This window comes from Proteus genomosp. 6 (assembly GCF_040139785.1).
Lineage (GTDB): Bacteria > Pseudomonadota > Gammaproteobacteria > Enterobacterales > Enterobacteriaceae > Proteus.
In genome coordinates, this window is the sequence record NZ_JBEEVJ010000021.1 from 1 (window position 1) to 20,882 (window position 20,882).

Genomic DNA, 20,882 nt, shown 5'->3' on the forward strand with positions numbered 1-20,882 from the left:
TTGAATGGGTTCATGTGCAGCTCCATCAGCAAAAGGGGATGATAAGTTTATCACCACCGACTATTTGCAACAGTGCCCCAAAAGATGCCAATATTCTTTCGACTACCTCCCCTCAAAGCCATATCACGTACGTTAATCCTGACTTCATTAAAATCAGTGGTTTCACTGAGGAAGAACTATTAGGCCAGCCTCACAACATCGTAAGACACCCAGATATGCCGCCTGCTGCATTTGAGCATATGTGGAGTACATTAAAATCTGGCCGCTCATGGATGGGGCTAGTAAAAAATCGCTGTAAAAATGGCGACCACTATTGGGTAAGTGCTTATGTAACGCCAATAGCTAAGAATGGTTCGATTGTTGAATACCAGTCTGTAAGGACCAAGCCTGAACCTGAGCAGGTTTTGGCTGCGGAAAAATTATATGCTCAATTGAGAAGCGGGAAGGCCGCGAGGCCGAAATTGGCTGCTAGCTTTTCCGTGAAAATACTCTTGCTCATATGGGGTAGTATTATATCAAGCGCAATGGCTGCCGGCATGCTTACTGATACATCAATAAGCAGCTTATTGTTAGCCACTTTAATGTCAGGAAGCTTAAGCTCTGTTAGTGTTTTGGCTATTCTCTCTCCTCTTGGAAGACTGGTTGAAAGAGCCAGGAATATTTCCAATAACCCATTAAGTCAATCCCTCTACACTGGGCGCACCGATGAGTTTGGCCAAATAGAGTTTGCTTTACGAATGATGCAAGCTGAAACAGGCGCCATAGTAGGTCGCATAGGTGATGCATCAAATCGGCTTAGCGAACACACCCGAGGCCTACTAAAGGATATTGAGTCAAGCAATGTACTTACAGTTGAGCAGCAGGCAGAGACAGATCAAATAGCAACGGCAGTAAACCAAATGGTGGCAAGCATTCAAGAGGTTGCGAGCAATGCACAGCATGCTGCAGATGCGGCCGGAAGAGCAGACACTGAGACGGCATCTGGCCAGCGTCTGGTAGCCCACACAAGCCAGTCAATCACTGCCCTTGAAGGTGAAATTAGGCAAGCCACTCAGGTTATTCATGAGCTTGAAGGTCAAAGTAACGAGATATCAAAAGTTCTTGACGTTATACGAGGGATCGCCGAGCAAACGAATTTGTTGGCACTCAACGCAGCAATTGAGGCCGCGCGTGCTGGTGAGCAGGGGCGTGGTTTTGCTGTTGTCGCCGATGAGGTTCGCAGTCTTGCTGCTCGCACACAGCAATCGACAACGGATATTCAAAGCATGATCAGCGCTCTACAAGAGCGAGCGCAATCCGCTGTTACAGTCATGGAGCAAAGTAGTCGGCAAGCGCACACGAGTGTAGCTCACGCAGAGGAAGCAGCTACAGCTCTTGATGGAATTGGCCAACGCGTTAACGAAATTACCGACATGAACGCGCAAATAGCGACTGCGGTCGAGCAGCAGGGAGCAGTAAGTGAAGACATAAACCGCAGTATTATCAATATACGCGATGCTGCTGATACCAATGTACAGACCGGGCAGAATAATTTGCAAAGTGCGAAATCTGTCGCTCAGTTAACTAGCGCTCTGAGCGAACTGGCAAAACAGTTTTGGGAAAAACGAGGATAACGCTTTTCAGTATCTCGACAGGGATAACTTACTTTACCATCGGTTATCCCTTTTAGCCGCACAAATTTTAGCCATGGCTTTTCAGGAAGTCAGGGCTATCAGAATGGCCTTAGAAAGCCTAGTCAAAGAGCTGTCACGAGAACACCGTTAGCTTAGCGTACGATTTTTTCCGAATTCTGCGGTTCCCCCTCTAACAGAGGGGCTATATAAGCAGCTAGTGCTGTTAATTGAGATAGGGAGTCTTTGGGGTAGTCTGAAAGCAGCTCAGTATGACCCAAAGCCCAAAATTGATGTCGGTGATCATCTACAGCTCTATCAAAGAAGACTAAAGCACCGTGTTTTGGACAATATGGCAAAGCGGGCAAATACCAATCTCGTTGCCAAAAGGCTTCCCCATACCTATTTAGCTGAAGAGCAACGCAATCAGGGCAGTATCTAAAGCGGTTATCGCTCTTAACTCTAGAAGCAGCGACTCCTAGCATTAAATGCACCGCACCTTGCGCTTGGTACTCCATTAACCGAATAGCTTCGTCTCGGCGCTCCTTGCCTACAAACGGAGCATATAAAGGGAATAAGGTATGCTCATAAATAAGCTGCTGAACAGCGTAACGTCCTGTTTGATGTAGATGTCTTGCTATCACACCTAAATGCGAGGGCAGACCTAAGGTAGCGACCACCTTGCGGTTGCCATACACCTCATCCAACAGCTGCTTAGGACTAACAATCCCTTGATAAACGCCTGCCCGTGCAATAGTGCTATAAATCAGCTCATTCGAGTACGGAACAGGAAAGTTTCTCATGGCTAACCTGCTTGTTTAAATAAGCTCGCCATATCCACTATTACCCCTTTCCCTTTTAACCGTTCATGCATGGTTTTTTCAGGTTGGCGTTGTGAATAGATATAACGTAAATCCGTATCAGGCAAGCTATCCCAGTCGCTGGGCTTGACTACCTTTATAGCCGAAACCTTTTTACTCTTGGAGGGCTTTTCTAGTTCTGACACTACCGTTTCGCCTTCCATCAACCACTGCAAAACAAGAGGCAGTAACTTTTGTCTTGTCATCGTTGGATTCTGGCTAAACGCTTTTTTAATAGTGGGAATTAACAGGCTTGAATCGTAATCCTCTTTCAGCATCAGATATAAATGACGCTGATCTTCGGTATCTAACTCTTGAAGGGCTTTTTCTTCTGGTGTTTGTTCTTGTATCGCTGCGATATCTAGCTGAAGTTGGATTAACCGTTTATCAATCTCGGGAACGACTAGATCAGAATAACGAGCAATGCGTTCTGGGATACCCGAGCGTAATGCCTCTAGCATGGGGTGCACAGGCTTTAACTCATCTTGATACACTTGCCGCAATAAACCAGCGGTAATACGCTCATTGCCTAAAGCTAGCGCACGGAGCTGAGCGAGTACAAAAAGTTTTACTACAATGTCCATCACTCCTTGGCTTAGCTCATACCACACATCACGGACCTCATCCGATAACAGCGCATCTTTGCGTTGTAAAAGCTGTAATTGCCAAAGATTATCCGTAAAAGCGATCCACTCTTGATTGGGCTTTCCACGTTGCGTTTGTTGTATAGGATCCCAGAATATAGCTCCAAACCCTGCCCCTCTACGTGCAGACCGCAAATCAGCCTCAAAAATCTCTCGTGCTTTAGGGGTACCAATCAACATCACTGGTACGCCAATAATATTCACCATCGTCACAAAAAAGTTCAGCATCTCTTGAGATCCACCCGAACGAGAGCGGCTTAAATGCTGAATTTCATCAATAACCAACAACCCTAAAGCATGTGCATTGGCTATTTGCGACATCAAAGCCAACATGGTTTCTATACCATGACGTTTTAAGCCATAACGACGCTCATAGTTCGAGCCCAAGGCTCGATCCAACGCTCTGAAAAAATTCAAGCAGATTTCTTTTAGCGAACCATTATGCGAGCAGTCTATTTTCAAATACACCACCTGCTCTACATTGAGTTCACGATGGTAAATCACCTGAGGATACGTGGCTAGAATACGATGAAGAGAGGTCGTCTTCCCACTACCAGAACAACCAATTAACAATAAGCTTTGTGCCGTAGATCGTGCCTCCTCAAAGCGAAATGTCTCCAACTCTCCCGTTTGAACACGCTCATAACCATTTTGTAAATGCTTTTGTAAATCTCCTGTTTTAGGATTTCTGCCTACGTAGCCACCTCGAATCATGACCGAAATACGCTCACTTAGTAGCAAATGCGTACCTAATGGCTGAAAATAGTCATCTGGAATACGACAAATGGTATGAGCTCTGATAACACGGGACTTTTGCAAGTCAGAGGAAGTAAGCTGTAAAGAGGATTTCAGTGATGCAGCACTATTCACTGACTCTTGTAATGGTGGTAAGGCCTCGATAAAAGGATTATCACGATAAGCCTCTACCCCCGTATCACGATAAACTGCTTGAATCCGGGTAGCACTCATGACTCATCCTTTTCTGGTGGATCCTGAAATAATTCAGGCACGTATGTGGGTAGGCTGTAATCTTCTTGATCATCCGCTTCCACTGCGTTGAAAGGAATAACTTTAGCCTCATCACCTGAAGAGCTTGGCTTCAAATGCTCCGCACGTTTTTTACGCTCCGAGGTCACGGCTTCTTTTTTATTAGTTTTAATCTGCTTAATGCGTGTTGATTTGGGCTCAGTAGTACTGGGCGTTAACTTATTCGCTTTCTGAATGGTTTGCTGAATAAACGCCTCAAGCTCCCTGCGTTTAGTTAACTCATCCTGCTTCGCATTGGCTTTATTGTGTTTTTCTTGTGCTTGTATATCCCAAACCTCCCAAAATGAGAGACCTTTAAACTGCCGACTACGTTCCGTCAGATTACAGCGCCAAAATACACGGCTGCCAACTTGCGGAAACAAATAAATCGTATCAACCAGCACTGGGTCATAAGCCGCTTCTAAATGTTGAGGTCTAGCTATATCAGTGCTCCGCTGCAACCAACCCTCACGCAGAATCTCTGACCCCGAGTAATACAAACCCCACAAATTAACGCCAAATGAAGAAATAGAGACCTTTCGGCGAGGCAGTAACGCTACTCGCAACTGCTCTTGCTCCACAGCCCTTAAACTACCTGTACGATGCTGCATACCCCATTGCCATAGCTGGACAGGAATAGACGGTAAATCTGTAGGAAAATCAGCATCTCGATCGTATTTATCCATCACCAGATGGTTATTTCTGAATAAGATCGTACGCAAAATAATTTGTGTGAACTCAAATACCGACAGAGATGCATCTAACCTATAGTCTGTTTCACCATGGCTTTTGATCCGACTGCCCTCTACAATGCCAGGTGCAAAGGACTTAAACTCGGCTTGTAGTGTTCTAAAAGTGCTTTCCACTATGCCTTTAGCATCGCCACGTCTAGGTGGAGCACTTTCCACTCGCACATTAAAACTAGAAACTAAGGCTTCGACCTGATGACTCATTAATTCGCCACGGTCCGCTAGCAACACATCTGGCAAACCTACACACGGCCAGTCTGAGCTACTAATCTCAATATCATGCTGGGCACAAATGGCCGTTTTGTCAGAGCAAGCATTTACAAAAGCCTGCATCGCCACCACATAAGACGGATTTTCAAAGCCGATATAAAAGCCCGTGATCATCCGACTAAACACATCAATCACAATGTAAAGCGTTGGTCTTCCTATGATTTTTTGGCGATCATGATGATCCACTAAATAAATATCAGCAATCGTGGCATCAATCTCATAACGACTCCCAGGGCCTAACGCCTGAGAAGTGGCTGTACTACTTAAGGGTCGTACGTCTTTTTTATATACCCCTGCTTTAACTCTAGACTTTAAGCGCTGAGCTTTAGGGTATTCTCGATCATAAAAATAACGAAACTGACGTAGTGTTGGGTAATCCTCTTGGGGAATGCGAGGAAAATACTGAGCAAACAAGTCCACAAATCGTCTATAGGCAACGGTGGTCTTTGTACCTTTTTGATTTAACAGGTGCTTTTCTATGGTCAACCTAAAAAGGCGTTCAATCTCGGGCGTTACCTTGGTTCCTTCACCCTTACCATATTCTCTGGCTCGGCCAATCTTTGCTGTTCCTGTCGCTGAACGTCTTTCCCCTGGTGCACCGCTGTTTTTGTAGTCAGGAATTAATGCATTAGGCGTTTGACCACGCTGCCAGTAACGGCGTAACAACTTATAAACTGTAGCCTTAGTAACCTTATGTTCTTGGACCACATGCTCAACGAGTTCGCTTCTGACTTTAGGGTCGAAACGATCCTTACTATTAATAATAGGAAGAATTTTTCGATAATCCTCCTCGCGCTTCTGGAAGCTGACAGAATCTACAGACGGCTCTTCTAAATCAAGATGTACATAAGGGTCATCAGTTCTAACTAAGCGGCCTTCATCTAAATACTGCATTAGCAACAACTCAGCCCTAGCTTGTGGAACTCCTTTATCAGCGCTTATTTGCATCCAGACAACTTGGCCATCCTCTATAGCCAAAATGCGATACGGATCATTATCAAATAGCACAACCTCATTAATTTGCCACATAGCGCAACTCCTCCATATTCACTACTTGGCTAATACAGAGATCTGCACACTTATTTGCCCTGAAAGACTTATAAATATTGAACTTAATAAAACCATTTGCGGTTAAGGCTCGTATCTCACTCAATGTTTTGCCTAACTCCAAATCATAAGCAATATCAACCTGCTTACAGACATTGATAATGTTTTCATCTCCTTTTTCTTGCAGGATATGGGCCAATGGGGATAGTTGTGCTAAAAGCTCCGCAGAAACTTCTTCTGTTTTCACTGAATAAAGCCATTCAATATTTTCTTTTACTACGGGATTTATTTCTTTATCAGTAAAAATGAACCAAGGAATTTGCTTTTGCTGCCAATAGCGACGCTCTAGTTCTAGTTTTTCTAAGGTACGCTCGTCTTGTAAGGCTGCTGCAGGTTTGACTTGAATAGCAAACTGCTCAAAAGGACCATCTTTGCAGTCCACTAAAAAATCAGTAGACATAACCTGATCTACACCACGAATAACAGGATGCTTAATACCACTATCTATTGCAATCTGCCTGGTATCACTAGGTAATAAGGGGAACTGCTCGCGTATATCTAGCACGCTGCTCTCCCACTCAAGACTGAGAAAAACAGCAAGCTCTAAGTCAGATAGCAAATGATGGACTCGTCCCGTCTTATGAGAATAAATACGGTGGGAACGACCTGAAGAAGGAACTTCTTGTACTGTTAGCCATGGAATATAGTCTTTACCATGCCCTTGGCCACGCCCCTCTTTAATACGACGGGCAATTTGCACTTCAGAAAATGAAGAGTTTGCTTTAGCCATAACAAAAGTCCAGTATGCTTTTTCACAGCATAACTGGACTGATTTCAGTTTACAACTATTCTGTCTAGTTTAAGACTTTATTGTCATAGTTTAGATCTATTTTGTTCAGTTTAAGACTTTATTGTCCGCCCACAATGAAGTCTGTCCCATAGTCACGTTCATCAATTGAACGTAACACCCACTTATCGCTAGGTATCTGGTTATTAACAATTTTTTTTGCTTCTGTTTCGGTAATGTGCGTTTCAGATCTCATTTTTCCATCCTATCATTAGTATATAAGATTCCTTGCAGCAGCTTCTAAGCGTGTTACACCTCGTTTGTCATACCGCTGTGTGGTTGCTACGCTACTGTGCCCCATAGCCTCCCTGACAGTAAGTAGGTCCTCACCGAGTTCTAACAGCTTAGTAGCATAGGTTCGTCGGCAGTCATGGGGGGTAAATGAATCAGAGGCTGAATCTTTCACCAGTTTATCAATAATATACCGTAAACCATCGGTTGTTATTCTATCGCAAGTCACATCATCATTTTTACGTATGCGGGTAAAAACTGCACCGGTATGATCCCCTCTTACAGTTTCTATCCATAAACGAATACGACGGAGCGTGTCACTTGGCATGAAGTTAGTTCTTTCTTTGTTTCCTTTACCCATGATTTTAATGGAGTAATTATCAAAATTGATATCTTCCATATCCAATAAAGTGACTTCAGCACGGCGCAAACCACAGCCAAGCATTAATGATACAATCGCCGCATCACGTACCGAGACTGCGGTATTTAGGCTATCAAGGTGTTGATAAATAGCAGTTATTTCACTACTACTCAGTGAACGCCCTCGACCGATACGGTTCCCACGAATCCGGCGTATGCTTCTAATATCTTGATATGTATCACTGTCTATAATTCGTGATGCTCTGGCTTCTTCAGCCACCCCTTTAATAGCACTCAGAATTAGGTTTATACTATTAGGTGTCTTTTTCTCCAGTATTAATTTCTGAAGTACCAATTGAACGGCATCTCGATCTATGATTGACCAATCGAAAGTAAATGGGTCCATAGCACGAAACAATTTAACCACTGACACTAGGCAGGAGCGCATTGTCTTTTGGCTTTGTTTGGAACGCAGCCGTAGCAAGTAGCTGGTTGCTGGATTGTTGGTGTTTTTCGTCATGTTATTTACATCAACAATTTCTGTTACGTTGTCACGTAAAATTAACTCTCCCATCGGTGCCTCCTTGGTGCTGAAAATCGGTGTGAAAATTGTGGTGAATTCTGGTGCATCAAATAGCATCACTAACCATAAATCATAAAATAAAAAAAGTTACTACATTAAACGTATATTTAACCGAGTAAAGGGTAGCACAGGTATTTATCATCGAATAGCTAAAATATCGGTATTAGTACGCATTAAAAGGCTTGCAATCTTTAAATTGTTGTATAATGAAATTACGTTGTAAGTTCATAAAACTAATAATGATTTTTACATTACTAATTACCTAACTGTTTCGGAGAGGGATAATGTCAGCGGTAAATGACTTGGGCTTTGGTTTGGTTATTACATTTTGGATCTGTCTAGCATTCGTCATGTTATTAGTTTACATATTCAAATCCGATTTTAATAAGAAAGCCGTGAAAGATGGAAAGCGATATAGCCAGTTAAAAATTTATCGAACCATCGAGCGAGATTATAAAATTCTCTACGTACTAGGTGATGAAAGTTACAGTATTGAAGTAGATAAGGATTATTACGATGCGGCTATTGATAGATATAATCAGTCGATGAAGTGATATTCTTGTAAACTCTACAATTAATTAAAGAGGTTGTGATGAATTTAAAAAAACTAGAAATGGTAATCAGTCTTGTATTTTCAATAATGGTTTTTATTTTATTTGGTATGTTTCTATTTGAAGGTTCAATTCGATTAAATGGATTCTTCTTTGTTCTATTATATATTCTATCTGGTGCAAATATCTTTTTGATTACCTATAACCAAAATGGAGCAACAAGCAAAGTTATTGCCTACTTAGTAGCTTCAATTTTGTTGTTAATCCTGATTTTTGCTTTGATATTCGTTCTTTAAATTTCTACAAGTTTGTCATAAGTAACTAAATTTAATGTATTTCGTTTTTTTAGTTTAATTCTGAAATATATTTGAAATTCAAAGAGAGATAGATATACATGATTAAACAAATCTTTCGGTTTATAATTGGGGATAGATTTATCCCTTTGAAAAATATAGATAAAAACGATTTTAATCGACTTTCAGATTTTGAGTCAGTAGAGTGGCGAGTCAGAGTTATCCAAAATGGGGGGATTTATAAAAGGGAATGGCAGAAACGCCTTGATAATGAAAGGAAAGGAATAAAAACAAAACCGAAAATCAAACCTGAAAAGATTAAAATATCAAGGAAAGATTACGAGATAATATCTAAAATCACTGATGCAGGATATATTATTTTAAATTTTCCGGCAGAGGACAAAATAGGTCGATTATCTAATGTTGATAGGATTCTGTTAGACCATCTTTCAAATGAAATTAAAATTGAATTATTAAATTCAAAATTAAGTCTTACTAACCTTGATGAAATCGAATATCTACATTTGGCTGTTTTTTTAGATAATGTGGTAATTCAATAAAATATTTTTCCTTAGAGGCTGTTGTTAATTATAGGTTGATTTGTTTGTTATATTGATATTAATAACCGTTTTATTGGATAAATTCTTTATTAAGAAAGCAAAAAACATAATTAAAATATAGTATTATAATTTTCAATTAACAGTATGTCTCTTAATAATAATCTGCTAATATTGCCTTGGGTGCTTGAATCGTTTTGGTTCGAGCATAGCCAAGAGCCAAAAAGACGAAAGCCCCGAATTAGGAATATTCCTTAACTCGAGGCAGTCTACAAACGTTGCAATTTGATTCTGTCTCCTTTTACTCAAGGAGTCAAGAGAAATGAGCAAATTTGCCCTGATAGGGCTGATTACTGTGTGTATCACAGTTCTGTGCTTCTCTTTGTTAATGCGTGATCGTTTATGTTCACTCAATTTTACAAGCGGAGGTACGGTGGTTCAGGCAACACTATCATGTAATTAGTAGTGTTGCTTTTGTGGGGGGAAACCCCCACATTTTCTCTTTTACAGATTACGATGGGTTGGTGATACAAGCACCCTTTTTCGGTTAGCTATGGCTCACTCTTTTTGCTATCAATCATACCACTTTCGTTGAATAGATAGATAAGCCAGTATATTAAATATAATGCTGTTGTAATCATGCCGATATTGATCATCAATAATCCGAATCGCGGTGTATTATTAATATCAAACAGTAAATCATCCCTGAGAAAATAACTAGAGAGTAAAAATACAACTGATATACCAGAATAACCAAAAGCCAATTTGAATAGTCTTGACTTCGATTTAGCGAAAATTATTATTAAAATTATAAAAAATAAAACATAATCATTTACTGTGAAAATAACATCTAAAATAGAGTTTAATGACGATACGGCATTATCTAAAGGAGTTTGATTACCTGTTGCTGTGTGTAGTGTCTCATTTTCCATTCTATCCCATAACCCTTATAAGTATTATATCTATCCTATTAACGCCTTTGCTTTAGCTTTTATCTCTGCCAGTTCTGATGCCTCCACTTTGCCCTTTTTAGTAACTTTACGAGCTCTCCAGTCAACACATGTAACTTGATCCGCTAATGCGTAGCTGTCTCTTTCGTTCGAGAGTTCGCATTCAAATGGATAGCCTTTGCCTTTAGTTGTACATGGTACGCATAGTAAGAGCCCTACTTTATTATTGTATGCAAAAGGGCTAAGGACAACTGCTGGACGATGACCGCCCTGCTCATGTCCTTCAACTGGATCAAAGTCAATCCAAATCAAATCGCCAGAATCAGGTACGTATCGAGATACCATTAAATTAATTCCTTACCTGTTCGAGCTCCGAAGTCTACTTTCTCATGGATATTCTCCGGTGTGATACCGGCTAACAAATTATCTAATGAGTATTCTACCGCTTTAACTGGCGTAATGATGATACGACCTTCTTCTACCGCTATTTCAACCGTATCATCAACGCTAAGTGCCGCTTTTTGCATGATTGCAACAGGAAGCCGTACAGACGGGCTATTGCCCCATTTTTTTACTGTGACCTGAGCCATTTATCACCTCTACAATTCAACGTCCGAGTTTTAATAGTAGCACCCCTATTTAAATGTATCAACATTGTTGATTACAATAAACACATAAACACATAAACACATAAACACATAAACGCATAAACATATTAGCGCATGTGTAACTAACTGATTTCACAAGTTAGGTATGTTTTTCTTATGATTTAATGTGTTTTTGCTTAAATACACATTAACACAAATACACATTGATTATTTTTTGGCTTCCTTAGATAATGAAAAAAACACAAACAAACATATGAGGTTTTCCAGTGAAAGTAATTTCTTTTTTAAATCCGAAAGGCGGCTCTGGAAAAACAACCACCGTCATAAATGTTGCTACTGCTATGCAGAAAGCAGGTTATTCATTAGCAGTTGTAGATACAGATCCTCAAATGAGCCTATCTAACTGGTCTAAAGAAGGGAACTGTGATTATGATGTTTTCACCGCCGCCAGTGAGAAAGACGTTTATAGTATCCGTAAAGATCTAAGTGATTATGATTTTGTCATCGTAGATGGAGCTGGTTCACTTTCTGTCATTACATCAGCAGCGGTTATGGTTAGTGATCTAGTTATAATTCCAGTCTCGCCAAGCCCTCTTGATTTTTCCGCAGCCGGTAGTGTTACATCGGTCCTCGAAGCTCAAGCATACAGCCGTAAAGTAGAAGCTAGATTTCTGATTACTCGTAAAATTGACCAAACAACTATGTTGCAAGTATTAAAAGACAACCTCAAAGATACTGGCTTGCCTTCTTTCAAAACAGCTATTTCTCAACGGCAGAGCTATATCAAATCTATTCTAGATGGTAAGAGTATTTTTGAAACTAATGATGGAAATGCAAAAGGCGAGATAGAAATACTAACCAGAGAAATTTTGACTATTTTTGAGTCATAATGTGTATTAACACATTAACACATTAACACATTGACACATTAACACGAATATATATTTACACAAATGCGCAAAAACACATAAGCGTATTTGTGTTTTGAAATTAAAAGAGATACTTTATGGCACTTAAAAAAGTAAACGAATCAGCAAATTCACAGAAAATGAAATTCGGTAAAAACAGAGACTTAGATAAAATTCTTGATAAAAGTACAAAAACCAAACGCATTAATGTAGATCTTGACGAAGATACTCAAATTCGATTCAAAGCTGCATGTGTCAAACGAAACACCACAATGAAAGAAGTAATATCAGATTATGTTCATCAGTGGCTAAAGGAAAATGAATAGGTAGTGGTTTTATAGGGATGATATTTCATCCCTTTTTATTGCACTTTTATCTCAATTTCACTAGGTAACATTCAAAATAAAAGTGCCTCATGCTCAATTATTCGAGCCAATCTGGTAGTTTTGGCAATGGTTGTTTTTTCCACGGCTCTTGCTCTCCAAGATCCCAAATTTCAGTGTTGTATGTCCCTGTTCCACCAAAATCAAAGCATGGTCGTAACTGCGATATGTAGCAGTATGCGAGAAAGCCGTTCTCTCTCTTGCGTACCAATTCAGTCCAACCGACCGCGTATATATCTTGCAGATATCCTTCCCAAGCAAACAGTACACCGGTATTGCTCCAATGTTCTAACTCAGGATAAAACTTTCTTATTTCCTTTATAAAATCAATCACGTCACTATTGAATTCATTATCTGGACATGGATTATTGGGGTTCCGTTGGAACGTATCTTCTTTAAAAACAAACATGATCCGGTCCTCTACTCTAACTGGCAGTGTTTTTGCCTTTCATTATTGTTTGTGTAATTTAATCTTCACCTAGATATTAGGCTAATGGTCTATAAAAACCTAAAACATCCTCACTCGTGTAAATACACATAAACACATACGTGTTTTTGTGATTAACTCCACACAAACACACATTATACACATACACACATAGGTGTGTATGTGTATAATTGTTTTTGCCATACGTTATATGATTATAATAAGTACCAACACTAGGGTTATAACGCCACATTGTGGCGTTTTTTTTATTGGTGTGGTAGAGGGATTTTTGATTTAGATGTAGTGAGATTGTATTCACTTTTGTATTTTAAAACTAAAAGTGTAATCCAGTATGTATGCAATGATAGGAATTACAAAAACGAAGTGTAAGATATAAGACGTAAATAAAAAATCAGATATCATTACTGAATTATTTCTGTAATTAATAGCTTGATATCCATTAAAATACCAAACAATAATATTAATTATGTAGGGTATTACAAAGTATAAGATAAAACGGTGTTTTTTGTTAAATTTAACATTTTTAATGAAAAATGTCGTTGCCAATGTAAGAAGAATTAGATAACAAAAAAATGAATATGATAGCAATTTCTGTATTTCAATAACTATTTTAGAATTTACAGAATGGGGGTAAAGTTTAAAAAAGTATTCATGCACCGTTTCTAAGTAAAAAAGAACAATACTTATAAACAGTGATATTAACGGGATAAAAAAATTAGATTTAATAAGCACCTGATATGACCCCCCCGCGTTTTGGGTAATGTAGGTCAATTAATTTCTCTCTGAAATTCCAAGGATCTTCGCGGAAGAAAATCTTTTTATCCAAAGAGTTAAATATACCGCCACTGTCTTTAAGTATATAAAACACTGTTTCTGAACACATAGCCCATCCAGCTCCGCCATGTTCAAATATTAACTCTTTTATTTTTTCTGCTTGAACTCTAGGCACTACAAATTCAATTATCTGAACGTCTGGACCATCCCACAACTGAAAAGAAAGGTAATCATCCCAATTAAACTCAGGATATTGGAAAAATTCACCTGAACTACGTGGCGCTCGTAATTCTTCAATATTATTATAGCACTCTCTGGAAGGGCACTCAGAGTATCCCCCTGATGGGTCATACAAAAGAGCATCTTCACCTTCTCCAACCACTATACCTGTATGCCCAATCCCCCAATTGTAATTAACAACTATAAAGATTTTAACTGGATCATCTATTAATGAATCACGGTAAGGGTCTGGTGAACTTACGATGGGAACGTTGAATCGATTAAAGTACACATCATTTATTTTCATTGTCATACCTACATGACTGATTCATTTCTGATGCTATATCCTGAAGTGTTAGCAGTATTATGTTTGCAAGTAATGCTTTCATATATTATTGAAACTTTTTCAAATGGTTGCATTTCATTTTCAGTTAATGAGTTCGGCGACTCATTTGTAAGACGGATGATTGATGCTTTAGTAAGCAAAATCTTTTTGTAAGGAATCATTACCCCGCTTTTATCTACGCGATAATATTCAAAAAGGCACTCTAAAATCTCATTGTTTGACATTGCAGTTAACAGAAGGGGGGAGGATTTGTCATCGGCTTTTATCAAGATGAATGGCGCGTGAGATACATTTTGTTTTCGTGCTAGATCATAGGTTGTTGAGTAGACAAGTATCTGATCTTTATGACCATCTTGATATTTATTACCAATTGAATCATAGCTCGAACAACCCGCAGAGATAAGCCCTTGCTTGTTTCCCTTTAGCGTTAAGTAAATCATTTCTGACATAGATATTCCTTTCCATATGTTAAATTTACCTTGATTAATGCATTTTTTCCTAAAATTTGCAATAGGGATAGCTGTCACGTTGAATCAAAATCGACTACTTTTTGTTCTTAACTAAATTGTTGTTGAGATGTTATCTGATATATACAATAAATTCATATTTTGGTGATAACGCCGCTATACGGCGTTATTTGTTACGAAAAGGTTCGTAAATAATGCTTATGAAGAAAAATAGCGACTGTTTAACGATATTGTACCGCTGGGAGTTATGGGCTTACACTTACTAAATTGGCTTATTTACCAATGATTCAATTTTTAAGTTGGCTCGTTCAAGCCAATTTAAGCTATCAATACAGTCCTTCTCATTAATAACGATAGACAATACTTGATTATACAAATCATTATTTAGCATAAATTTCATACTATTCAAATAGCCATATAATGGGTCCCTAATTATCACATCATCTGTCGTGACTGATTGTGCACATGCCCGATAGCGGATATCTTTAATGTTTTGTACAACACTCATACAAGCTGGACAGTTGGCTTTGTATTTCTCTAAATCAGAATATCGCTGTCCTTCAATCCCTTCCATTGCAGAATAACTATTACCCAACGCTGGCACTGAGATCAGCGTAGTTATCAGAATGAAAGGCAAGGATATTGTCAGTTTCATTTTGGATTCTTAGTTTAGGTTGTTCTGCTGTTCACATAGCAGTTGCAACTCAGTCCATACCTCATTTTCCGAGGCTTTTAAAACCTCATCCAACTGATCTGGTGTCGTTGCTTCTAATACGGCTTGTCTATTCTCACCACTTAACTTACCGGACATGATTTGTACACCAGACATGATCATAGAGTGATATAAGTTCTGACGTTCCTTTTCATCTGATGAAAATATGCTATCCAGCATCTCCAAAACCCCGTTATAGCGCAAAATTTCACTTTCACTGCACTGTGACGTATTCATTAGGTGTTTGAGCTCGTGTAGCTCCTCACGCGCTTTAAATAGGGCATAGTTTAGAACTGTTTGATCTCGTTTCATTTCTGCCATCACATAATTAGGATTTTGAACGTTACAATTTGAAATTTGGTCTGCCTTAGCCATTCTGCTCTCCTGCATTTGTATTTTTACTATTAGGTAATACTCTAAACACACCTGTCTGGTAATTCATTATTATAGAACAGGAATTATTAGTCGGTTGTAGCCTTGCTTCGATGTAAACAAGTTGTCCTTTCTGACCAAAATTAGCTGCTATTTCTGCTATTTTTCCGTATGCACTAATGTTAAACCAATCTGTTATCGGGTTTCCTTTAGAGTCATGCCGGTTAATTGCAACAGAGAAGTAGGTCATTGCCTCACCGTTACGTTCTGAATACTTCAGATTATCTTTCGGGGACGAACCTAATCGTGCGATCAGTTGCACCTTGTTAAGTAATTCCATAGTTAAGCCTGAATAGCTTCAGTGTTGGATTCGGTTTTGCTCGGTTCGTTCTCATCATCATTAGATGCGGCGGATTCATCATTCGCAAACTTCTGAAGAACATCATTAAGCAGGGTCACAATTGTTACCGGCATTTCGACAGTCACTGTTTCATCATTTTCTTGAATATCAGCAACTTTGTCGTGAATTGTTGTGCGGATTTCACTTAATTGTGAAAACACGGAATGTATTTCTTTTTTTGAAAAAGGTACTTTCTTCGCTGAAGGTACAAATTTCCGTGTGACTTTATTTTTGCCGCTGTCAGTCGCCTTCTGCAATCCTGCAATGATCACATCATATGCCTCTTGATTAGTTTCTTCACACTCAAGCAGTATTTCTATGGCTAAATCTGAAGTAATCAGGTTCTTTCTGACAAGATCAGTGATTCTGTAATCTGCTCGGAACAAGCGTAATAATCTGTTGATCGTAACAACACTTGTGTTCGTATATCGTGCAATTTCCTTTTTTTCCCATCCCATACTAAGTAAACGATGGAAACCATCAGCTTTTTCTAACGGAGCTAAAGGTTTTCCTTCTGAAGATGTCAGCATATTGACGATCTCAAGTTGCTGACTGCCTGAGAACTCCGTGACGTATACGCCTTTAATCGTGCATCCTTCTTCCATTGCCATGCGTAGAGCGCAATATCTGTGGTGTCCATCAATAATCTGTAAGCGTGGCAGATTATCAACCGTTATAACTTTCACAACGATAGGTGGAACATAAACACCTGATACATACGAATTCTTGATTCGTCCAGCATGTTCAGTATCAATCTCCCGAAGATTGAAACCTTCCTGTACGTACAGTAACTCAACGTTAACGCGATAAATATCACCACGCGAACACACCTTTTCCTCAAAGGCATCAGACATTTTGCGTAATGTTGAGATATTGTGCGCTTCAGTATTTTTCTTCAGAGTAGGGTAGGGTAGGTCATTGAGAAGTACCTTGCTCATATTCGAATTTTGTTGACTGCTATTCGTTGAAATTGCTGCGTTAGTATTCATAGTCCTCGCCTTGTCATTGTGTAACTAGGTATTATTTTTATTCGACGTAAGGCTATCACACAGGATTTTCTATTTTCCTTAGTTACATAAGGAAAACGGCATCATTTCGATTTATGTGCATTGCTATCAATTAGTTAAAGGCGAACAACTCCAGAGGGTAAAAGTGTTAAAGATAATCATATCAATGACATATCGCAACAATCATAAATTGATAATGATTGTTTCATTATCTTAATAATGTTCAGAAATATGAATATAATTCTAAACGAAAGACGTTCTCAATTTAGGTATACTGGTTGAAGCAATTGTAGGATTGCGGTGAATCCTGCTGAATACGCTGGTGGATTTCCTCTAAATCTTCACTACGGGAAGATCTGAAATTCTCGTAGTGTATGCCGGTGAAAGCATTTCTCGCTTCATGCGCCAGTTTGTGTCCATTCCCTTTCCAGCGAACCATATTTTGCTAACACCTCGATTATTTATCTGGTCCAAGGTTTTCATCAATTGTTCACTTCCTTTGTAGGGTTTACTATCAGAAAATAAATTAAGTTGAGTAACTGATGGATCAGAAAAATCAGTGAGCATGATGCCAGCTTTGTGATATTTAACTCCCGATTTCCAGATGGTCTTTAACAGACGCACTGCTGCATTGATAATGTCTCTTGTATCAGCACTTGGATATTCTAACCGTTCAGAACGGTGGTTGTAGTATTGAGGTCCGCTGGCGTAATGGCTGGTTTGGATAAAAACAGAAACAAAGGAACAGACTCGTTTTTCAGCTCGAAGTTTCTCTGCTGCTCTCTCTGAATACTCGCAGATAGCCTGATGCATATGCTCATAGAGCTCAATTTTTTTTCCAAATGAACGTGAACAAATGATTTGCTCTTTAGTTTTTGCTACTTCTTCAAGCTCGATGCAAGATTCACCGTTCAGCTCTCTCACAGTGCGTTCTACAACCACACCGAATGTTTTACGGATCATGGTTGTTTCAGCCCTAGCCAAATCAAGCGCTGTAACTATCCCCATAGCATTTAGCCGGTTACTTATTTTTCTACCCACACCCCATACTTCATTAACAGGCACAAGGGACATGAGCCGTTTCTGGCGTGAAGTAGCACTCAAATCGACTACACCGCCTGTTTTGGTCCATGTTTTAGCAGCATGGTTTGCCAGTTTAGCCAGTGTTTTAGTTTGAGCAAAACCAACACCGACCGGTACATGAGCTATCTGCAAAATTCGTTGTTGTATCTTGCGACCGTAATCTTCTAATGGAAAGTTTCTAGACATGCCGGTCATATCTAGATACTGCTCGTCGATACTATACGTTTCTACTCTTGGGGCAAAATCAGATAGTGTGTCCATGACTCGGTTGCTGATGTCAGCATAAAGGGCGTAGTTACTACTAAACACCTGAATATCATGCTTTTTAATCAGAGACTGAATCTCAAAGTATAGAGCCCCCATTTTGATCCCAAGCAACTTCACTTCCTTTGAACGTGCAATAACACAACCATCGTTGTTTGATAAAACAATAACTGGCTTATTGGCAATATCAGGGCGAAAAATGCGCTCACAACTGGCGTAGAAACTGTTTACATCAACTAAGGCAAACATTATCTCGCCTTGTGAATAATGTAGGTCACAGTGCCGAATATACTTAATTCTTCACCATCACTGATGTATATCGGTGAGTAGCTGCTGTTCATGGGTATAAGAGCAGTAACAGGGCTGGTTTGTAGCCGTTTTATCGTAAACTCTCCATCGAGTGAAGCAATAACGATATCTCCGTGTTTTGCATCAATCGAACTATCTACTATGACGATATCTCCATCTAGAATTTGTGCGTCCATCATAGAAGTACCAGATACTCGTAAAAAGTATGTGCCTGAAGGGTGCTTGATTAGCAAAGAGTTTAAATCAATGCGGTCCTCTAAGTAGTCACTCGCCGGTGACGGGAAACCGGCTTGTACTTGATCAGCGAATAAAGGAAGCGGAAGTGTTTTCTCAACGTTGCATAAGGTTAATTTCATGAAAGCCTCAATACTGTACGGATATACAGCATTGTATGCAACAGAGTTAGGAAATTGCAAGCTAAGGATTATGTTGTTTGTCTACGCCATACCCGATGAAATTTCCTAAACACCCCTCATATTGCTCATTGTTCATAATACTTTATTTATCGAAAACAGAGGTTTAACGTAAAAAATATATTTTTTTGAGCGGCAAACCTCTCATTGGATGAATCTATATCTGTTATTCTTTTACTTGATGTAAGCAATATGAGTTTTCTAATGCCAGCATATTCGGTTTAAAAGAGAGCTTATTGGTTTCAGGGTCCAATAGGTTATATAATGTTGATGCATGACTATAAGCGTAAATTACATGTTGGTTCAGTAATTCAATTATATATCCGCTTGGTTTATCCCAATTTTTCATTATTATATCAGTGATATATGCGTGACCTTTATCCTCTATGCTAAGATGTTTTGTTTGTCCATTGAAAAATAGCTCCATATTATTAACCGCTTTAACATAATCAACAGCAAAGGCTGAGAAATTTGAGTAGTTCAATATTTGCCTATTCATTTCATCACTAAAAATTACTGTGTTGTGACTAAGTTGGTGTTTTTCGGCACCTATTTTCAGTGTGTTTTTACTGGAAATCCCTATTGCAAAAGTTGCATAATCACCTTTTCCTTTTGACCAGTAGCTATTTCTAAACAATTGTTGTCCATTTTTACCTTCTATTTCACCTAAAAAACCATAGGTATGATTTTTTCCATCAGAAACAATAAGTAGCAAGTCAGAATATGGAAAATTTTCAAAAGCTGTATGAATAGGAAAGGTAAACGCCTGATAATTTGTTTTTGAGCAAGCTAGAAGATTAGGATTTTTAGGTGTTATGACCTTTATATCAAATGAATTTTTTAATTGTAATTTATGGTGAATACTATCCTTACCCATTTTATATATATTAAGATACTTGTATTCAAAATCAGTTATGCCATACAGAGATAAAAGTCTGGTAACTAAAATATCTCGTGTAATATCTCCATATTCTGACCGCAACAAATCCATCATTAAATATTCAAATGCATGATTCCTTAAATGATCACTAATCCCTGCCAAGTAGTTTGACGGTGTAGAGAGATTCCCTCTGTGAGACTGAGGGGACTGTTCTCCAAGTGGGTGTTGCATATTGGTTTGATAAGATAGAGCTTTAAAAATAGCCGCATAGAACATAGCCCAATAGGAGGTAGTATTATTGATAAGTTTAGGTTCTATAAAAACTAGTAATTTGCTCACGTAACATTCTCGTATTTAAGATTTTTAAATTTAGTAGTAAACACCTGTCATTTCATAATCACAGTTTATATTAATCATACTGGCGAAAAGAAGAATGTATTTTTCATCAGTTATAGTGCATGAACGTATGTATTCACTCCAGAAACAAAAACTACCACTAGTATCACGCTTCTTTTACGTCCACCCCTTCAATTTGACCACCTTCAGCAACTATTTCCATCAGTGCGCAGTAACGTTGGAATCCATCCATAACAGCCAGTTTAGGGAGCCCATCGACAATGACGACTGAAACCAATAGGGGTCGTCTCAGAATTCGGAAAATAAAGCACGCTAAGGCGTAGTCACCCCGTGACTCCCCCGCGCCGATGCAGC

27 protein-coding genes are annotated in these 20,882 nt (G+C 39.0%); 7 read left to right on the forward strand and 20 right to left on the reverse strand.

The features are described 5' to 3' along the window. Positions 1–38 precede the first annotated feature (38 nt). Positions 39–1,613, forward strand: a complete 1,575-nt coding sequence (locus ABN212_RS17930; RefSeq protein WP_071538080.1) for a methyl-accepting chemotaxis protein — start codon at positions 39–41, stop codon at positions 1,611–1,613. 152 nt (positions 1,614–1,765) lie between these two features. Here the strand turns inward: ABN212_RS17930 and ABN212_RS17935 are convergent, their stop codons facing one another. The 6 genes from ABN212_RS17935 to ABN212_RS17960 all read right to left on the reverse strand — a co-directional run bounded on the left by ABN212_RS17935 (position 1,766) and on the right by ABN212_RS17960 (position 8,218). Continuing rightward, positions 1,766–2,413, reverse strand: coding sequence for a TniQ family protein (locus ABN212_RS17935; protein WP_425288178.1), 648 nt, complete (start codon positions 2,411–2,413; stop codon positions 1,766–1,768). Positions 2,414–2,415: 2 nt separating this feature from the next. After that, positions 2,416–4,083 (reverse strand): AAA family ATPase, encoded by a 1,668-nt coding sequence (locus ABN212_RS17940; protein WP_001276994.1) that lies wholly within the window; start codon positions 4,081–4,083, stop codon positions 2,416–2,418. Next, the gene (locus ABN212_RS17945; protein WP_000267723.1) at positions 4,080–6,188 is read right to left on the reverse strand and encodes a DDE-type integrase/transposase/recombinase; all 2,109 of its coding nucleotides are present in this window, start codon (positions 6,186–6,188) and stop codon (positions 4,080–4,082) included. Before ABN212_RS17945 ends, ABN212_RS17940 begins: the two co-directional genes overlap by 4 nt. Next, positions 6,175–6,996, reverse strand: coding sequence for a TnsA endonuclease N-terminal domain-containing protein (locus ABN212_RS17950; protein WP_001029679.1), 822 nt, complete (start codon positions 6,994–6,996; stop codon positions 6,175–6,177). Before ABN212_RS17950 ends, ABN212_RS17945 begins: the two co-directional genes overlap by 14 nt. 118 nt (positions 6,997–7,114) lie before the next feature. Continuing rightward, positions 7,115–7,249, reverse strand: a complete 135-nt coding sequence (locus ABN212_RS17955) for a hypothetical protein (RefSeq protein ID WP_256326490.1) — start codon at positions 7,247–7,249, stop codon at positions 7,115–7,117. Between the two features lie 15 nt (positions 7,250–7,264). Beyond that, positions 7,265–8,218 (reverse strand): tyrosine-type recombinase/integrase, encoded by a 954-nt coding sequence (locus ABN212_RS17960; RefSeq protein ID WP_048821757.1) that lies wholly within the window; start codon positions 8,216–8,218, stop codon positions 7,265–7,267. A gap of 293 nt (positions 8,219–8,511) precedes the next feature. Here ABN212_RS17960 and ABN212_RS17965 point away from each other — a divergent pair, with 293 nt between their 5' ends. The 4 genes from ABN212_RS17965 (at position 8,512) to ABN212_RS17980 (ending at position 10,091) form a co-directional block, all read left to right on the forward strand. Continuing rightward, the gene (locus ABN212_RS17965; RefSeq protein WP_048821758.1) at positions 8,512–8,781 is read left to right on the forward strand and encodes a hypothetical protein; all 270 of its coding nucleotides are present in this window, start codon (positions 8,512–8,514) and stop codon (positions 8,779–8,781) included. Between the two features lie 38 nt (positions 8,782–8,819). Beyond that, positions 8,820–9,074, forward strand: coding sequence for a hypothetical protein (locus ABN212_RS17970; RefSeq protein ID WP_048821760.1), 255 nt, complete (start codon positions 8,820–8,822; stop codon positions 9,072–9,074). A gap of 98 nt (positions 9,075–9,172) precedes the next feature. Further along, positions 9,173–9,631, forward strand: coding sequence for a hypothetical protein (locus ABN212_RS17975; protein ID WP_048821762.1), 459 nt, complete (start codon positions 9,173–9,175; stop codon positions 9,629–9,631). Between the two features lie 319 nt (positions 9,632–9,950). Then, positions 9,951–10,091, forward strand: coding sequence for a Hok/Gef family protein (locus tag ABN212_RS17980; protein WP_072022937.1), 141 nt, complete (start codon positions 9,951–9,953; stop codon positions 10,089–10,091). An 88-nt stretch (positions 10,092–10,179) separates the two neighbouring features. On the opposite strand, the gene ABN212_RS17985 is transcribed toward ABN212_RS17980, so the two are convergent. The 3 genes from ABN212_RS17985 to ABN212_RS17995 are packed head-to-tail and all read right to left on the reverse strand — an operon-like array spanning position 10,180 to position 11,168. Next, entirely contained in the window at positions 10,180–10,560 is a 381-nt protein-coding gene (locus ABN212_RS17985; RefSeq protein WP_048821763.1) for a hypothetical protein, read from the reverse strand. Between the two features lie 30 nt (positions 10,561–10,590). Continuing rightward, positions 10,591–10,923, reverse strand: a complete 333-nt coding sequence (gene mazF / locus ABN212_RS17990) for an endoribonuclease MazF (protein ID WP_023159957.1) — start codon at positions 10,921–10,923, stop codon at positions 10,591–10,593. After that, complete coding sequence (locus ABN212_RS17995; RefSeq protein WP_023159984.1) at positions 10,923–11,168, reverse strand: AbrB/MazE/SpoVT family DNA-binding domain-containing protein; 246 nt, start codon at positions 11,166–11,168, stop codon at positions 10,923–10,925. Before ABN212_RS17995 ends, mazF begins: the two co-directional genes overlap by 1 nt. Positions 11,169–11,452: 284 nt before the next feature. Between ABN212_RS17995 and ABN212_RS18000 the strand changes: the two genes are divergently transcribed. Both ABN212_RS18000 and ABN212_RS18005 read left to right on the forward strand, forming a co-directional pair. Next, positions 11,453–12,076 (forward strand): AAA family ATPase, encoded by a 624-nt coding sequence (locus ABN212_RS18000; protein WP_023159958.1) that lies wholly within the window; start codon positions 11,453–11,455, stop codon positions 12,074–12,076. A 116-nt stretch (positions 12,077–12,192) separates the two neighbouring features. Continuing rightward, positions 12,193–12,420, forward strand: a complete 228-nt coding sequence (locus ABN212_RS18005) for a plasmid partition protein ParG (protein ID WP_048821767.1) — start codon at positions 12,193–12,195, stop codon at positions 12,418–12,420. A gap of 97 nt (positions 12,421–12,517) precedes the next feature. Here the strand turns inward: ABN212_RS18005 and ABN212_RS18010 are convergent, their stop codons facing one another. The 11 genes from ABN212_RS18010 to ABN212_RS18060 all read right to left on the reverse strand — a co-directional run. After that, positions 12,518–12,886, reverse strand: a complete 369-nt coding sequence (locus tag ABN212_RS18010) for a hypothetical protein (RefSeq protein ID WP_048821769.1) — start codon at positions 12,884–12,886, stop codon at positions 12,518–12,520. 760 nt (positions 12,887–13,646) lie between these two features. Beyond that, a complete protein-coding gene (locus ABN212_RS18015; RefSeq protein WP_048822182.1) occupies positions 13,647–14,225 on the reverse strand; it encodes a hypothetical protein in 579 nt (192 codons plus the stop codon). Between the two features lie 8 nt (positions 14,226–14,233). Continuing rightward, positions 14,234–14,713 carry an Hcp family type VI secretion system effector gene (locus ABN212_RS18020; RefSeq protein ID WP_159242433.1) on the reverse strand — a complete coding sequence of 160 codons (480 nt, stop codon included), beginning with the start codon at positions 14,711–14,713 and terminating at the stop codon, positions 14,234–14,236. A gap of 280 nt (positions 14,714–14,993) precedes the next feature. Continuing rightward, a complete protein-coding gene (locus ABN212_RS18025; RefSeq protein WP_141650235.1) occupies positions 14,994–15,335 on the reverse strand; it encodes a hypothetical protein in 342 nt (113 codons plus the stop codon). A gap of 60 nt (positions 15,336–15,395) precedes the next feature. After that, entirely contained in the window at positions 15,396–15,818 is a 423-nt protein-coding gene (locus tag ABN212_RS18030) for a hypothetical protein (protein ID WP_159242432.1), read from the reverse strand. Next, positions 15,811–16,155 carry a single-stranded DNA-binding protein gene (locus ABN212_RS18035; protein ID WP_023159966.1) on the reverse strand — a complete coding sequence of 115 codons (345 nt, stop codon included), beginning with the start codon at positions 16,153–16,155 and terminating at the stop codon, positions 15,811–15,813. The genes ABN212_RS18030 and ABN212_RS18035 overlap by 8 nt, the downstream gene beginning before the upstream one ends. A 2-nt stretch (positions 16,156–16,157) precedes the next feature. Then, complete coding sequence (locus ABN212_RS18040) at positions 16,158–17,204, reverse strand: ParB/RepB/Spo0J family partition protein (protein ID WP_072070749.1); 1,047 nt, start codon at positions 17,202–17,204, stop codon at positions 16,158–16,160. Between the two features lie 351 nt (positions 17,205–17,555). Continuing rightward, positions 17,556–18,818, reverse strand: coding sequence for a translesion error-prone DNA polymerase V subunit UmuC (umuC, locus tag ABN212_RS18045; protein WP_072070750.1), 1,263 nt, complete (start codon positions 18,816–18,818; stop codon positions 17,556–17,558). Further along, complete coding sequence (gene umuD, locus ABN212_RS18050) at positions 18,818–19,234, reverse strand: translesion error-prone DNA polymerase V autoproteolytic subunit (protein ID WP_072070751.1); 417 nt, start codon at positions 19,232–19,234, stop codon at positions 18,818–18,820. The genes umuC and umuD overlap by 1 nt, the downstream gene beginning before the upstream one ends. Positions 19,235–19,457: 223 nt before the next feature. Next, positions 19,458–20,510, reverse strand: a complete 1,053-nt coding sequence (locus ABN212_RS18055; protein ID WP_072070752.1) for a hypothetical protein — start codon at positions 20,508–20,510, stop codon at positions 19,458–19,460. A 163-nt stretch (positions 20,511–20,673) separates the two neighbouring features. Continuing rightward, a partial coding sequence (locus ABN212_RS18060) for a hypothetical protein (RefSeq protein WP_349443533.1) occupies positions 20,674–20,882 on the reverse strand: 209 nt, incomplete at its 5' end.

Bases quoted from the DNA above. Each gene is read 5' to 3' on its own strand.
- ABN212_RS17930 (WP_071538080.1), top strand. From the start codon at position 39: ATGATAAGTTTATCACCACCGACTATTTGCAACAGTGCCCCAAAAGAT.
- ABN212_RS17935 (WP_425288178.1), bottom strand. From the start codon at position 2,413: ATGAGAAACTTTCCTGTTCCGTACTCGAATGAGCTGATTTATAGCACT.
- ABN212_RS17940 (WP_001276994.1), bottom strand. From the start codon at position 4,083: ATGAGTGCTACCCGGATTCAAGCAGTTTATCGTGATACGGGGGTAGAG.
- ABN212_RS17945 (WP_000267723.1), bottom strand. From the start codon at position 6,188: ATGTGGCAAATTAATGAGGTTGTGCTATTTGATAATGATCCGTATCGC.
- ABN212_RS17950 (WP_001029679.1), bottom strand. From the start codon at position 6,996: ATGGCTAAAGCAAACTCTTCATTTTCTGAAGTGCAAATTGCCCGTCGT.
- ABN212_RS17955 (WP_256326490.1), bottom strand. From the start codon at position 7,249: ATGAGATCTGAAACGCACATTACCGAAACAGAAGCAAAAAAAATTGTT.
- ABN212_RS17960 (WP_048821757.1), bottom strand. From the start codon at position 8,218: ATGGGAGAGTTAATTTTACGTGACAACGTAACAGAAATTGTTGATGTA.
- ABN212_RS17965 (WP_048821758.1), top strand. From the start codon at position 8,512: ATGTCAGCGGTAAATGACTTGGGCTTTGGTTTGGTTATTACATTTTGG.
- ABN212_RS17970 (WP_048821760.1), top strand. From the start codon at position 8,820: ATGAATTTAAAAAAACTAGAAATGGTAATCAGTCTTGTATTTTCAATA.
- ABN212_RS17975 (WP_048821762.1), top strand. From the start codon at position 9,173: ATGATTAAACAAATCTTTCGGTTTATAATTGGGGATAGATTTATCCCT.
- ABN212_RS17980 (WP_072022937.1), top strand. From the start codon at position 9,951: ATGAGCAAATTTGCCCTGATAGGGCTGATTACTGTGTGTATCACAGTT.
- ABN212_RS17985 (WP_048821763.1), bottom strand. From the start codon at position 10,560: ATGGAAAATGAGACACTACACACAGCAACAGGTAATCAAACTCCTTTA.
- mazF (WP_023159957.1), bottom strand. From the start codon at position 10,923: ATGGTATCTCGATACGTACCTGATTCTGGCGATTTGATTTGGATTGAC.
- ABN212_RS17995 (WP_023159984.1), bottom strand. From the start codon at position 11,168: ATGGCTCAGGTCACAGTAAAAAAATGGGGCAATAGCCCGTCTGTACGG.
- ABN212_RS18005 (WP_048821767.1), top strand. From the start codon at position 12,193: ATGGCACTTAAAAAAGTAAACGAATCAGCAAATTCACAGAAAATGAAA.
- ABN212_RS18010 (WP_048821769.1), bottom strand. From the start codon at position 12,886: ATGTTTGTTTTTAAAGAAGATACGTTCCAACGGAACCCCAATAATCCA.
- ABN212_RS18015 (WP_048822182.1), bottom strand. From the start codon at position 14,225: ATGAAAATAAATGATGTGTACTTTAATCGATTCAACGTTCCCATCGTA.
- ABN212_RS18020 (WP_159242433.1), bottom strand. From the start codon at position 14,713: ATGTCAGAAATGATTTACTTAACGCTAAAGGGAAACAAGCAAGGGCTT.
- ABN212_RS18030 (WP_159242432.1), bottom strand. From the start codon at position 15,818: ATGGCTAAGGCAGACCAAATTTCAAATTGTAACGTTCAAAATCCTAAT.
- ABN212_RS18035 (WP_023159966.1), bottom strand. From the start codon at position 16,155: ATGGAATTACTTAACAAGGTGCAACTGATCGCACGATTAGGTTCGTCC.
- ABN212_RS18040 (WP_072070749.1), bottom strand. From the start codon at position 17,204: ATGAATACTAACGCAGCAATTTCAACGAATAGCAGTCAACAAAATTCG.
- umuC (WP_072070750.1), bottom strand. From the start codon at position 18,818: ATGTTTGCCTTAGTTGATGTAAACAGTTTCTACGCCAGTTGTGAGCGC.
- umuD (WP_072070751.1), bottom strand. From the start codon at position 19,234: ATGAAATTAACCTTATGCAACGTTGAGAAAACACTTCCGCTTCCTTTA.